The organism is Selenomonas sp., from assembly GCF_052169755.1.
Classification (GTDB): domain Bacteria; phylum Bacillota; class Negativicutes; order Selenomonadales; family Selenomonadaceae; genus Selenomonas.
The window spans coordinates 13,588-26,778 of sequence record NZ_JBQNBV010000003.1 but is presented as its reverse complement, the minus strand read 5'-3'; the positions used below and the strand labels follow the sequence as shown (position 1 = coordinate 26,778).

17 protein-coding genes are annotated in these 13,191 nt (G+C 56.3%); all 17 read left to right on the top strand.

Features of this window, described 5'->3' with window-relative positions; translation table 11 throughout:
• Positions 1–4: 4 nt before the first annotated feature.
• The 17 genes from efp (at position 5) to scpB (ending at position 13,174) form a co-directional block, all read left to right on the top strand.
• Positions 5–562 (top strand): elongation factor P, encoded by a 558-nt coding sequence (gene efp / locus ACTTKG_RS00545; RefSeq protein ID WP_442672308.1) that lies wholly within the window; start codon positions 5–7, stop codon positions 560–562.
• Between the two features lie 81 nt (positions 563–643).
• Entirely contained in the window at positions 644–1,021 is a 378-nt protein-coding gene (locus ACTTKG_RS00540) for an Asp23/Gls24 family envelope stress response protein (RefSeq protein WP_442672327.1), read from the top strand.
• Positions 1,022–1,038: 17 nt separating this feature from the next.
• Positions 1,039–1,617, top strand: coding sequence for an alkaline shock response membrane anchor protein AmaP (gene amaP, locus ACTTKG_RS00535; RefSeq protein WP_442672307.1), 579 nt, complete (start codon positions 1,039–1,041; stop codon positions 1,615–1,617).
• 14 nt (positions 1,618–1,631) lie between these two features.
• The gene (locus ACTTKG_RS00530) at positions 1,632–1,904 is read left to right on the top strand and encodes a DUF2273 domain-containing protein (protein WP_442672306.1); all 273 of its coding nucleotides are present in this window, start codon (positions 1,632–1,634) and stop codon (positions 1,902–1,904) included.
• Positions 1,905–1,981: 77 nt separating this feature from the next.
• Positions 1,982–2,404: a transcription antitermination factor NusB gene (nusB, locus tag ACTTKG_RS00525; RefSeq protein ID WP_442672305.1), complete on the top strand. Its 423-nt coding sequence runs from the start codon at positions 1,982–1,984 to the stop codon at positions 2,402–2,404.
• Between the two features lie 65 nt (positions 2,405–2,469).
• On the top strand, positions 2,470–3,672 hold the full coding sequence (gene xseA / locus ACTTKG_RS00520; RefSeq protein ID WP_442672304.1) for an exodeoxyribonuclease VII large subunit: 1,203 nt from the start codon (positions 2,470–2,472) through the stop codon (positions 3,670–3,672).
• Positions 3,672–3,923: an exodeoxyribonuclease VII small subunit gene (xseB, locus tag ACTTKG_RS00515; protein ID WP_442672303.1), complete on the top strand. Its 252-nt coding sequence runs from the start codon at positions 3,672–3,674 to the stop codon at positions 3,921–3,923. The genes xseA and xseB overlap by 1 nt, the downstream gene beginning before the upstream one ends.
• Positions 3,907–4,794, top strand: a complete 888-nt coding sequence (locus ACTTKG_RS00510; protein ID WP_442672302.1) for a polyprenyl synthetase family protein — start codon at positions 3,907–3,909, stop codon at positions 4,792–4,794. The genes xseB and ACTTKG_RS00510 overlap by 17 nt, the downstream gene beginning before the upstream one ends.
• A gap of 12 nt (positions 4,795–4,806) precedes the next feature.
• On the top strand, positions 4,807–6,708 hold the full coding sequence (gene dxs, locus ACTTKG_RS00505) for a 1-deoxy-D-xylulose-5-phosphate synthase (protein WP_442672301.1): 1,902 nt from the start codon (positions 4,807–4,809) through the stop codon (positions 6,706–6,708).
• Complete coding sequence (locus ACTTKG_RS00500; protein WP_442672300.1) at positions 6,689–7,531, top strand: TlyA family RNA methyltransferase; 843 nt, start codon at positions 6,689–6,691, stop codon at positions 7,529–7,531. The genes dxs and ACTTKG_RS00500 overlap by 20 nt, the downstream gene beginning before the upstream one ends.
• Positions 7,519–8,373, top strand: a complete 855-nt coding sequence (locus tag ACTTKG_RS00495; RefSeq protein ID WP_442672299.1) for an NAD(+)/NADH kinase — start codon at positions 7,519–7,521, stop codon at positions 8,371–8,373. The genes ACTTKG_RS00500 and ACTTKG_RS00495 overlap by 13 nt, the downstream gene beginning before the upstream one ends.
• Positions 8,374–8,421: 48 nt before the next feature.
• Positions 8,422–8,877 (top strand): arginine repressor, encoded by a 456-nt coding sequence (argR, locus tag ACTTKG_RS00490; RefSeq protein ID WP_442672298.1) that lies wholly within the window; start codon positions 8,422–8,424, stop codon positions 8,875–8,877.
• Between the two features lie 10 nt (positions 8,878–8,887).
• Complete coding sequence (gene recN / locus ACTTKG_RS00485) at positions 8,888–10,594, top strand: DNA repair protein RecN (RefSeq protein WP_442672297.1); 1,707 nt, start codon at positions 8,888–8,890, stop codon at positions 10,592–10,594.
• A 10-nt stretch (positions 10,595–10,604) separates the two neighbouring features.
• Positions 10,605–11,153: an NUDIX domain-containing protein gene (locus ACTTKG_RS00480; protein WP_442672296.1), complete on the top strand. Its 549-nt coding sequence runs from the start codon at positions 10,605–10,607 to the stop codon at positions 11,151–11,153.
• Between the two features lie 13 nt (positions 11,154–11,166).
• On the top strand, positions 11,167–11,793 hold the full coding sequence (locus ACTTKG_RS00475) for a site-2 protease family protein (RefSeq protein WP_442672295.1): 627 nt from the start codon (positions 11,167–11,169) through the stop codon (positions 11,791–11,793).
• A gap of 5 nt (positions 11,794–11,798) precedes the next feature.
• Positions 11,799–12,521, top strand: a complete 723-nt coding sequence (locus ACTTKG_RS00470) for a segregation and condensation protein A (protein WP_442672294.1) — start codon at positions 11,799–11,801, stop codon at positions 12,519–12,521.
• Positions 12,521–13,174, top strand: coding sequence for an SMC-Scp complex subunit ScpB (gene scpB / locus ACTTKG_RS00465; RefSeq protein WP_442672293.1), 654 nt, complete (start codon positions 12,521–12,523; stop codon positions 13,172–13,174). Before ACTTKG_RS00470 ends, scpB begins: the two co-directional genes overlap by 1 nt.
• Positions 13,175–13,191: the final 17 nt, after the last annotated feature.

Below are 13,191 nucleotides of genomic sequence, written 5' to 3'. Positions count from 1 at the left end.
ACAAATGATTTCAAGCACAGATTTTCGTACGGGTCTTACGATCGAGATCGACGGCGGCGTTTGGCAGGTCGTCGAGTTTCAGCATGTGAAGCCGGGAAAGGGTGCGGCGTTCGTGCGCACGAAGATCAAGAATGTTGAGACGGGCGCCGTCGTCGAACGCACGTTCAACCCGAACGAGAAGATGCCTGCAGCGCGCCTTGATACGCGCAAAATGCAGTACCTCTATGAAGCTGACGGCATGTATACGTTCATGGATACGGAAAATTACGAGCAGACCGAACTCAGCAAGGAGCAGCTCGGTGATGCGCTGAACTACCTGCAGGAGAATATGGAAGTCAATTTGCAGACGTTCAAGGATCGCATCATCGGCATCACGCTGCCGACATCCGTCAACCTCAAGGTCACGGAATGTGAGCCGAGCGTCAAGGGCAATACGGCGACGGGTGCGACGAAGATGGCGACGGTCGAGACGGGATACGTCGTGCGTGTGCCGCTCTTTGTCAACGAAGGAGATGTTCTGCGCATCGACACGCGCACGGGCAACTATATTGAACGCGCCTGATCCATTGTGTGCGCCTGCTGTTTGCAGGGCGGCGTTTCATGTGTTTTGAAGGAGGTATTTTCCGTGGCAGAGGAAACCATCATGAGCAAGAAGGGAGCCATTGGTTCGATTCGCATCGCCGATGAGGTTGTGAGCATCATCGCCGGACTTGCCGCGACGGAGATCGACGGCGTGGCGGGCATGAGCGGCGGCATCGCCGGCGGCATCGCTGAAATGCTTGGCAAAAAGAGCTTCACAAAGGGCGTGAAGGTCGAGGTCGGCGAAAAGGAAACGGCTGTCGATCTCTATATGATCGTGAAGTATGGCGTGCGCGTTCCCGATGTCGCCATTGCCGTGCAGGAGAATGTCAAGAAGGCGATCGAGAACATGACGGGTCTGACCGTCGTCGAGGTCAACGTCCATGTGCAGGGTGTGGGCTTCGACGAGGAGACAGAGGAAGAGGAAATCCGCGTCCATTGAGGAAGAGGAGATAGTTTATGGGGTTCATCAATCGCCTTCTTTTGCTCCTTTACGCGCTCGCCGTCGCCTGCCTTTCGCTGGGAGTTGCGGCGCTTGCTTTGCAGATCGTACCGGAGCCTATGCTGCTCAATGAATATCGCTATTTGATGGGGCAGCAGCAATGGTCTCTCGTTGCGGGCGGCGGTCTCGTTTTTCTTCTGAGCATCCATCTGATCGGCTGCAGTTTTTCCTGCGGCTCGACAGAGCGTAGCGGCGGCGAGTTCCTCGTACTTCACGGCAAGGCAGGCGATGTGAGCGTCTCTCTTGGCGCCGTCCACAATCTTGTGGAAGAGACGGCGCGAACCGTTTCGGGGGTGCGCAGTCTCAAGACGAGGGTTTCTACTGAAAAAGCGGCGGCGAAGGGTGAGCGTGCATTGACTCTTCGTCTTGCTGTCGTCATCGGCAAGGAGGCGAACGCCGCCGCTGTTTCCGATGACATTCGCACGGAGATTCGCCGCTATATGCGGGATACGCTCGGCGTCGATGATTTTTCGTTGGAGATCGTTGTTGAAGATATTTCCAATGCGCCTTTGACGAAGAAGAAGCGCGTCGTTTGACAGGGGGCGGAAATATGAATGAGGAAAAGGTTTGCCCTTTCAAGGCTTTTTTTGAAGCACATGCTCCCGGATTGGAGCCGCATCGCGGCAAAATCTTCGGCGTACTTTTCGGAGTCATGCTTGCGCTGGCTATCCTTATCTTCGGTTTCCTGCCGACCCTTTTCGTGCTCTTTTGCGGCTTCCTTGGTCTTTTGATTGGCATCCGCATCGACCACGGCATACGTCTGCGTGACGTGGAGGATTTTTTCAAGGAGTTGTTTCCTTATCGGTACCGCCGCTACAAATGATGGCAGCGAACGCAAAGATCTGCCGATGGGCAGGGGAGTTGTGATTTGAGCAGGCAGGAAAGGAAAGGTTTTGTTCTATGAGTCGCAGACAGGCGCGTGAAGCCGCACTTCAGACATTATTCCAACTGGAGCTTAACTCGCCGCCGGAGGCTGCCTCTGAGGAGGCGTGGCAGACATGGGCGCTTGATGCCGCCGTCGAGGAGATGCCGCTGGAAGGGAAGCGGGATTACCGCTATGCAGCGGCTCTCGTACGCGGAACGCGCGAAAATCTTGCGGCGATCGACGAGGCGATTGCTGCATCTGCGCACGATTGGAAGCTCGATCGCATGACGGGCGTTGATCGAAACATCGTGCGACTGGCGGTCTATGAGATGAAGTACGGCGCGGAAAAGCTCGATGTCGGCATCGTTATCAACGAGGCGGTCGAGTTGGCAAAGAAATTTGGCACAGATGATTCCGGCCGCTACGTCAACGGGATCTTGGGCGGATTGGCAGGATAATCCTTGGGCTGTTGCCATTGCGCGACAGCCCCTTTCCTTATATAGTTTTGGAAGGAGGCGTCAAGTTGGCGGTTCACAGCGTATCTGCTCTGACGCAGTACATTAAGCGTATGTTCCAAGCGGAGGACATGTTGCACCATGTCTCCGTCGAGGGCGAGCTGTCCAACTATAAGATGTACGCTTCGGGACATTGTTATTTCACACTGAAGGATGAAACGGCATCCCTAAAGTGCGTGATGTTTAAGAGCCGCGCACGTCTCTTGCGCTTTCAGCCCGAAAATGGCATGAAGATCGTCGCTGCGGGGGAGATTTCTGTCTACGAGCGCGACGGCGCTTACCAGCTCTATGCTGAGCGGCTGCTTCCGGCAGGTGCGGGTGAACTCAGCATCGCCTTTGAACAGCTCAAGGCGCGTCTTGGCGCTGAAGGGCTTTTTGATGCCGCGCATAAGAAGGGGCTGCCGTCCTTCCCGCGCACGATCGGCGTCGTGACGTCGCTTTCAGGAGCTGTGCTGCGCGATATTTACCGCGTGTCCAAGCGGCGGGATCCGAAGATTCGCTTGGCTCTTTATCCGGCGCTTGTGCAGGGTGAGGGGGCGGCGGCGGAGATCGCGTCTGCGATCCGCTTTTTTAATGAGAAATATCCCGTGGATCTTCTGATCGTCGGCAGAGGCGGCGGCTCTATGGAAGACCTCTGGGCGTTCAACGAAGAGCCGGTTGTACGCGCGATTTATGATTCGGCGATTCCGGTCATTTCTGCCGTCGGTCATGAGACGGATACGACTCTTGCCGACTATGTGAGTGATGTGCGGGCAGCGACGCCGTCGCAGGCGGCGGAAATCGCCGTGCCCGAGGCCGCAGTGCAGAGCCGCCGGATTGCTGAGTACGAGACGCGGCTGCACAAGGCGGTGCAGAGCCGTCTTGCCTATGAACGTGAGCGTACAGCGCGTTTGAGCGCCGCTTTCCTGAAGCGGCAGCCGCAGGCGCTTCTGGCGGCGCGTCGGCAAAGGCTTGATGCGGCGTCGGAAGCGCTTTTCCAAGGGATGCGCCGCATCTTTTTGGAGAAGCGGCACGCTTTTCGCGTCGCGGCGGAGAAGCTCGAGATGCTCAGTCCGCTGCACGTCATAGGGCGCGGCTACAGCATTGTCGAAAAATCGGGCAGGACGGTGCGCAGCATGAAGGAGCTCGCCGCCGGAGATGAAGTCTTGGTGCGACTTTCGGACGGCGGTTTTGACGCCGTCGTGCGCCATGTGCAAGAAGGAGGTTTATGATGCCAAGGAAAAAGACGCCGTCCTTCGAGCAGGCGCTCATAGAGCTTGAAGAGCTTGTACAGGCGATGGAAGACGGCGATTTGAGCCTGGAACAGCTCATGGACAGCTATGCGAAGGGCGTGGAGCTTTCGAAGTTCTGCATGACTTCGCTTGATCGCGCAGAAAAAGCGATGGACGTCGTACTCAAGGAGAAAAACGGCGTTGTTGAAGAATTTCGCTTGGAGATAGAAGGTGATGCAGGTGAATTTTAAGGAAGAATGGAAGCGACGCGCCGACTTGGTGGAAAATGGTCTGGCGCACGAATTGGCAAAGGCGCCTGCTTACGACGAAACGCTCGGGCGTGCGATGGAGTACAGCCTTATGGCAGGCGGCAAACGTCTGCGTCCTGTGCTTTTGATGGCGGCTGCAGACGCCGTTGGCAAGGATGGCGAGAAATTCCTTACAACGGGTTGTGCCATCGAGATGATCCATACATATTCGCTGATCCATGATGATTTGCCGGCGATGGACGATGATGACTATCGGCGCGGCAAGCTGACGAACCACAAGGTTTTCGGTCAGGGCATGGCGGTGCTTGCGGGCGATGCGCTTTTGACGCTCGCTTTCGAGGTCATGCTGCGCCAACCGGCGGCATCGGCAGAAACCATTGCTGCTGTCGTTTTCGAAATGAGCCGCGCGGCGGGGCCTTATGGCATGGTTGGCGGACAGGCGCTCGATCTTGAGGGCGAGGGCAAACACCTCGACATGGCGGCTTTGCAGAAGATGCACATGGGCAAGACGGGGGCGCTCTTTCGCGCCGCCATCCGCTCGGGAGCGATTTTGGCGGGCGCGGGCGAGACGGAACTTGCCGCGCTGACGCTCTATGCCGAAAGATTCGGGCTTGCTTTCCAGATCACGGATGACATCTTGGATGTCACGGGTGATGAGAAAACGATTGGCAAGCCCGTGGGCAGCGATGTGCGCAACGAGAAGGCGACGTATGTGACGCTGACATCCTTGGATGAAGCGAAGACGTTGGCGCAAAACGCAGTGGATGAAGCTGTGGCGGCGCTTTGTGTCTTTGGTGAACGCGCAGCTTTTCTGCGGGATTTGGCGCTGTTTTTGTTGAAACGAGAAAATTGAGGGCGGATGGATATGGGACAGCTACTGGAACACATCAATGAGCCATGTGAACTGAAATATTGTACGCTCGACGAGCTTTCTCAGTTGGCGCGGGAACTGCGCCGCGAAATTATTGATACGGTTTCTCAGACAGGCGGGCATCTTGCGCCGAGCCTCGGCACGGTGGAACTCACGCTTGCCCTGCACAGGGCGTTCGACTGTCCGCAGGATAAAATTATATGGGACGTCGGACATCAAGCCTATGCGCATAAGATTTTGACAGGCAGGCGCGAGGCGTTTGCCGGTCTGCGCCAAAAAGGCGGCATCACGGGTTTTCCGAAGATGGATGAATCCATCTTCGATGCTTTCGGTACGGGACATTCGAGTACGTCGATCTCCGCCGCCTTGGGCATGGCGGCGGCGCGTGACATCGCGGGAGAGCATTACCGTGTTGCGGCGGTCATCGGCGACGGCGCTCTGACGGGCGGCGAGGCGTTTGAGGGGCTGAACAATGCGGGGACACAGGGGCGCGATCTCATCGTCGTCTTGAACGACAACGGCATGTCGATCGCACCGAACGTCGGCGCAATGTCGGAGTACCTGTCCCGTTTTCGCGTTGCGCCCGGTTATCACCGTGCGAAGCAGGACATCAAGAATTTTCTCAAGAGCATTCCTCATATCGGTGAACGCGTCTATCGCACGGCGGAGCATATCAAAGACGGCGTGCGTTCGGCACTCGTGCCCGGCGGTCTCTTCACCGATATGGGGTTTCACTACATCGGTCCTTTGGACGGGCACAACATCGCGCTCCTGCTCGATGTATTTGAACAGGCAAAGCAGCTCAAAGGACCGCTGCTCATTCACGTTGAAACGTGTAAAGGCAAGGGCTATATGCCGGCGGAAAAAGCGCCGGACAAGTTTCACGGCATAGGCAAATTCGATGTTGCCGCTGGAACGGCGTTCAAAAAGGCGGGGGCAAAGCCGACGTATACGAGCGTATTCGGCAGGGCGCTGCTGGATGTCGCCGCACAGGATGCAGATGTCGTCGCCATCACGGCGGCGATGCCCGACGGCACGGGACTGCGCGCTTTCAGCGAGAAGTATCCCTCGCGCTTTTTCGACGTGGGCATCGCCGAGCAGCATGCCGCGACGTTTGCCGCAGGTCTTGCGGCGGCGGGCAGGAAGCCTGTGCTCGCGCTCTATTCGACGTTTGCCCAGCGTGCTTACGATCAGATCGTGCATGACGTCTGTCTGCAGAACCTGCATGTCGTCTTTGCGCTTGACCGCGCGGGCTTCGTCGGCGAGGACGGTGCGACGCATCACGGCATCTTCGACTATTCCTATTTGCGTCATTTGCCGAATATGACCGTACTCGCCCCGAAAGATGAGAATGAGCTTGGACGTATGCTCAAGACGGCTCTTTCGATGGAAGGTCCCGTCGCGCTGCGTTATCCGCGCGGAGAAGGACTTGGCGCAGCTCTTGAAGAGCCGTTTACGCCACTCAAAGATCTGCGTGCGGAGGTCATAGAAGGGCGCGGTGAGATCGCTCTCTTAGCGGTCGGCAGTATGGTTGAAGCCGCAGAAAAGACAGCGGAGCTTCTAAAAGGAGAAGGAATCGCTGCCGCCGTCGTTAATATGCGTGTCGTAAAGCCTTTGGATACGGAGCTTCTTTGTCACATGGCGCACGAGAAGAAACTGCTCGTGACGATGGAGGAGAATGTGCTTGCGGGCGGCTTCGGCTCCGCTGTTCTCGAATCGCTGGCAGATCGAGGGATTTTTGTGCCCGTCGTGCGCTTTGGCATCGGCGATGTTTTCATCGAGCAGGGAAAGCCGCAGGAACTTTTGGAAATCGCAGGGCTTTTGCCCGAGCAGATGGCAAAGCGTATCCTAGAGGTGTGGAAGGGAGCGGAACACGGTGGCGAAGGAGCGGCTTGACATTTTGCTCGTCGAGCGCGGTCTTGCTGCAAGCCGTGAGCGTGCACGCGCGATGATCATGGAAGGACGCGTGCTCGTTGACGGCAAGAAGGTAGAAAAGGCAGGGATGGCGGTAAAAGCGGATGCAGAGTTTCGCATTTTGGGCGAGGATCTGCCCTATGTGAGCCGCGGAGGCTTGAAACTTGCGAAAGCTATGCAAGTCTTTTTCCTCGACCTCACGGGCAAAACGGTGGCGGACATCGGCGCTTCGACGGGCGGCTTCACTGACTGCGCCCTGCAAAATGGCGCGGCGAAGGTCTATGCCATCGACGTCGGTTACGGGCAGCTTGCATGGAAGCTGCGCACGGACGCGCGTGTGAGGAACATGGAACGCACGAACATCCGTCATGTAACTCCTGCGATGCTCGGCGAACTCGTTGACTTCGCGTCCATCGACGTCGCTTTCATCTCACTTGCGAAGGTTCTTCCTGCTGTGCGTGCGTTACTCAAACCGCGCGGTGAGGTCGCGGCGCTCATCAAGCCGCAGTTCGAGGCGGGACGCGAGAACGTCGGCAAAAAAGGAGTCGTGCGTGCGCCGAGCGTGCATGAGGCTGTCATTCGCGATGTCTTTTTTGCCGCGCAGGAAGCGGGATTTTGCGTCAAAGCCCTCTCCTATTCTCCCGTCAAGGGACCGGAAGGCAATATCGAGTACCTTATGCACCTCGTATGCGCGGGCGAAGGAACGTCCGCTTCATGCGATGTTTTGGAAGAAGAGATCATTGCTGTCGTGCGGCAGGCACATCAGGAATTGGACAAGCGGGCAGGGATCAAATGTTTACGATAGCGGTTTTTCCCAATGTGACAAAGGCGAATATCCGGGCGATTCTTGAACGCGTCCTCGCGTTCTTTGCGGACAAGAAAGATGTCTGCGTCTTGCTTCCGTCAAAAGAAGCGGCGCTCTTGGGGCACGAGGAGTTCGGCGCTCGAAATATCAGTCAGCGCTCCATTGACATGGCGTTGAGCATCGGCGGCGACGGCACGCTCTTGAATGTCTGCCGCCGCGTCTACGATCAATGCGTTCCTGTCTGCGGCATCAACTTCGGTACCGTCGGCTTTCTCATCGACATCGAGCTTGATGAGATTGAAATGAAGTTGCAGAAGATCCTTGACAAGGAGTATCGTATCGAAGAGCGCCTGATGCTCTCGGGTTACGTCGTTCATCGCGGCAGGAAGAGTTACAAGGGCAGCGCCGTCAACGACATCGTCGTGACGAAAGGCGGCATGGCGCGTATGCTGCGTTTCGGGCTTTCCATCAATGATACTTGCATCGCGAACTATAAGGCAGACGGCTTGATCGTATCGACGGCGACGGGATCGACGGCATATTCGCTTTCCGCAGGCGGTCCCATCGTGAACCCGCTCGTCAAGGCGCTCGTTCTGACGCCTATCTGCCCGCATACCTTCGATATTCGCTCGATGGTGATATCGGAGGATGATACGATTCGTATGCGCATCGAGGCAGGGCATCCCGACATCTTCATCACCTTTGATGGACAGAAGTCGCATCAGATCGCCGATGAGGATGAAGTGATCGTACAGAAAGCGAAAAATCCCGCGCGTATCGTGAAGTTTGGCGACAAAGACTATTATCGCACGATGAAGGAAAAGCTCTGGGGGCATCCTTGAAATGTATGTCGAGGGAGACGTGCTGCTGAGAGAATAGGAGGAACGGGCATGAAGCTCAAGCGTCATGCAGTCATTCGCGAGATCATCGAAAACTCGTCGGTGGAAACACAGGAGGACTTGGCGGCGGCGCTGCGCGCACGCCACATCGACGTGACGCAGGCGACCGTGTCGCGCGACATCAAGACCTTGATGCTCGTCAAAGTTCCCGCAGGGAACGGCCGCTACCGCTACGCATTTCCCAAGGAGAAGGGGGCGCTTTTATCGAAGGAGCGCATGGCGCGTCTCTTTTACGATTCTGTTGTTTCGCTGGATTACAGTGAGAACATCGTCGTCGTCAAGACGCTGCCCGGCACAGCGAATGCGGTCGCCGCCATCTTGGATCACATGCCGTGGCAGGAGGTCGTCGGTACGGTGGCGGGCGATGACAGCATCATCGTCGTCGTCAAGCCAAAGGAAGCTGCGCCTGAGATCGTGCGGCGCATGGAGAATTTCTTCGCTGAGTGAGAGGGAAATCATGTTAAGGACATTGACGGTTTGGAATTTTGCTTTGTTGGAGCATGTAAAAATCGAATTTGGCGCAGGTCTGAACATCTTGACGGGCGAAACGGGCGCGGGTAAGTCGATCCTCATAGACGCCCTGGGCGCAGTCCTTGGCAGCCGTCTGGCGGCGGCTGCTATACGAAGCGGCTGTGAATGGCTGCGCGTCGAGGCGGTGTTTGATCTTGAGGGGCAGGCGGCTTTGAAGGCACTCTTAGAAGAGCAGGCGATCCCTGTTGAGGACGATGAGCTGATCATCACACGCCAAGTCTCGCACAAGGGGAAAAATTCCGTGCTTTTGAACGGCTGCCGCGTGACACTCACGCTGCTGAAGGAGCTGGGCGCACATCTCGTCGATATTCACGGACAGCACGACAACCTCGCTCTCTTGCGTCCGGAAAATCAACTCGTGCTGCTTGACAGTGCAGATGCACAGATCGAAAAGCAGCGCGGCGTCTATCAAAAGAGCTTTGCCGCATGGAACGACTGCAAGAAGCGCCTCAAAGCCAAGGAAGAGGAGGCGAAGAGTACGACGGAACGCCTTGACCTTTTGCATTGGCAGGAAAAGGAGATTGAGGAAGCGGCGCTCAAAGATGGTGAAGATGAACGCATTGAGGCAGAGATTCGCAAGCTCTCGAATGCCGAGAAGATTTCCGGCTTCGTCGAAGAGTCGTACACACTCTTGAACGGTGAACTGGGCGGTAAAGCGCTGAATGTTCTCGCGGCTCTGAGCAAGGTCAAGAAGAATTTGGAATCGCTCTCGCGCTTCGGCAGCGAGTTGGACAATGCCTGTAAGATGGTGGAGAACGCTTACTGTGACTTACAGGAAGCATCGTATGAGATTCGCGATTACGGCTCCGATATGGAGTTTGACCAGCACAGGCTCGATGCGCTCGAAAACCGCATGAGCGTCATCGACAAATTGTGCCGCAAATACGGTGCGACGGCGACAGACGTACTCGCGCATCTGGCGAAGGTCAAGGACGAACTGCAGCGCATTGAGAACTATGATGCCGACGTCGAGGACTTGAAAGTTGCGCTCAGGCAGTCGGAAATCGCTCTGAAAGACGAGGCGAAGAAACTCACAAAGCTGCGTGCGGCAGCGGCGAAGGAGCTTTCTTCGCGCATCGGTGAACAGGTCAGGGAGCTTGGCATGGCGAAGGCGCGCTTTTCCATCGCACTTCGTGCCGCCGACTACGGCGCAACGGGGGCGGATGACATCGTCATGCTCTTTTCAGCGAACGCAGGCGAGAAGGAACAGCCGCTGCAGGATGTCGCTTCGGGCGGCGAACTTTCGCGCGTGGCGCTCGCCGTCAAGGCGGTATCGGCGGCAAACGACGATTCACCGCCAAGCATGGTGTTCGACGAGATCGACACAGGCATCGGCGGCAAGACGGCGCGTATGGTCGCCGAACGCATCGCCACGGTTGCACTGCATCGCCAAGTCCTCTGTATCACACATTTGCCGCAAATCGCCTGTATGGCGGATGCGCACCTCTACATTCATAAGGAAACACAGGGAGAGCGCACCTTGACCGAGGTGCATCTCCTCACAGAGGGCGAGCGCATCAACGAGATCGCACGCATGGCGTCGGGCAGCGACATCACGGCGGCTGCGCTTGACAACGCGCGGGAAATGGTGGATAATGCTAGAATTAAGCGTGCAAAAATCAGCCGCAGATAAAGGGGAAGCCATGTACGAAGATTTATTGGAAAAAAAGAGCAAAAGCGAGAGCATCTACGATGGTGTGCTGCTTCATGTCAAGCGAGATACCGTGGTGCTGCCGAACGGCAAAGAAGCCGTGCGCGAATGGGTCAAGCACCCCGGCGCCGCCGCCGTTTTGCCCATCTTTTCAGACGGCACGGTGCTTCTCGTGCGCCAGTACCGCTATCCGGTCGGGCGCGTCACGCTGGAGATTCCCGCCGGCAAACTCGATGCTTCGACGGAGGATCCGCTCGCTTGCGCCATGCGCGAATTGTCAGAGGAGACGGGCTACACGGCAAAAAGCTATGAAAAGCTCACGACGATCGGCACGACCGTCGGCTTTTCGGATGAGTATATTCATATCTACGCCGCGCGTGATCTGCAGGCGGGTGAGCAGCATACGGACGACGACGAGTTCATTCACGTCGTCAAGATGCCGCTCGAAGAGGCGGTGCAGTGCGTGAAAAAAGGCGAGATCTTCGACGCAAAATCTGTGACGGCGATTCTTTTGACGGCACTCAGAGAAGCGAAAGATTGACAGGGGGCAGTGTATGTTTGGTTCTGATTTGATGTGGTTTATCGCGGGCATCCCGGGCATTCTGATCGCGATGGTCGTGCACGAGTATTCCCATGCGCGCGTCGCCGTCGCTATGGGCGACATGACGCCGCGTCTCATGGGACGTCTTACGCTCAATCCCAAGGCGCATATCGATCCCATCGGACTTTTGATGCTGTTCATCGTGCATTTCGGCTGGGCGAAGCCCGTAATGGTCAATCCGCGAAACTTCCGCGACATGCGCAAGGGCGAAATCCTCGTGGCTCTGGCAGGACCGGCTTCCAACCTCGTCGTGGCATTTTTGACCATCGTATTCATGCTTCTTTACGCGAGACTCGGCTTGCCGACCACGGATGGTTTTTTCACGGTCATGGATTATCTTGTTATCATCAATATCAATTTTGCCTTGTTCAACATTCTTCCGTTGCCGCCGCTCGATGGTTCGCGCGTCCTCATGACGTTGCTGCCGGGACGCTGGGCGTATGAGATCATGCGGTTGGAGCGCTATACGTTCATCATCCTCATCGCCCTCTTCGTCATCGGTCCCTTTGGAAAACTTCTGGCGATGGCGTCTTTGAAGATTCGTTGGCTCATGGTTCACTTTATGGCGCTCTTTTTTTAATCGGTATGGACAAGTACACGGTAAAGCTCCAAGCCTTTGAAGGGCCGATGGATCTTCTCATGCACCTCATTGAGAAGAACAAAATCGATATTTACGACATACCGATGGCGGTCTTGACCGAGCAGTATATGGAATACCTCGGGCAGATGCAGGAGTTCGATATCGAGGTAGCGAGCGAGTTCATCGTCATGGCGGCGACGCTTTTGCAGATCAAGTCGCGCATGATGCTGCCGAAGCCGCCGAAAGAAAAGGAGACGGAAGAAGAGGACGATCCGAGACGTGAGCTGGTGGAGCGCATCTTGGAGTATCGTCGCTTTCGCCGCGTCAGTGTGGAGCTTGACGGTCTCGCCGCGCTGCGGCAAAGGGTATTCGCCCGAACCCCTACGCCGCTTCCGGCGCGTCGTCTGCCTCCTGATAATATGTCTGTCGCGCTCTTAATCGACGCTTTTCGCATCGCTATGGAAGTGCGAGAGGAGATCACGATACCGAAGGCTCTCGTCGCACCCGACGCTTACAGTATCCAGGGAAAAATGGAGGATATTCTCGTGCTCCTTGACCACGGCGGCGGACAGATCCCGTTTGCCGCTGCGTTTCCATCGGGTACGCGCGCGGAGCTTATCGTGTCCTTTCTCGCGCTGCTGGAGCTTATCAAGCTCCACTCCGTTGTGATTCGTCAAGGCGATCTTTTTGGCGATATTCTTGTTTGTCTAAGGACGAGTGATCCCTGATGTTTATGGAAGAAATGCAGGCTCCGTTGGAGGCGCTGCTTTTTGTACGCGGCGAGCCGGTGACGGCGGCGCAGCTTCGAGAGATCTTGGAGATCGATGAGGAGAGTTTTGCCGAGCTTCTTGCGCTCTACGAAAAAACATTGGAAGAGCGCGGGAGCGGACTCATGCTGCATCGCGTAGCCGGCGGCTTTCAGCTTGTTACGCGTCCCGCGTGCCATGTCTATGTGCAGAAACTCACAGAAGTGCAGGATAGAAAGCTCTCGACGCCGACGTTGGAAACGCTCGCCATCATCGCTTTCAAGCAGCCGATCACGAAGCAGGAGATCGAGAATATCCGCGGCGTGCGCGTTGAACGAGCCATGCAGAAGCTCTTGGAGATGGAACTCGTCGAAGAAGTCGGCAGAAAGCCTGTGATCGGACGACCGATTCTCTATGGCACGACGGATGTATTTCTCAAGTGTTTCGGACTCAACGAACTCAGTGATTTGCCGGCTTTGCCTGCGTTGGAAGAGGTGGCGAAAGAGGCCGATGTGCAGATCGAGCTGATCGCCGCCGATGGTGCAGCGCAATGCCGGGAAGAAGAATCGGCGGAAAAGTCTGCCAGGGACTTGGTGAATGCTGAGAATCTGGATGAGAGATTACAGAAGTATTGATAAGATGAAGTCGCCCG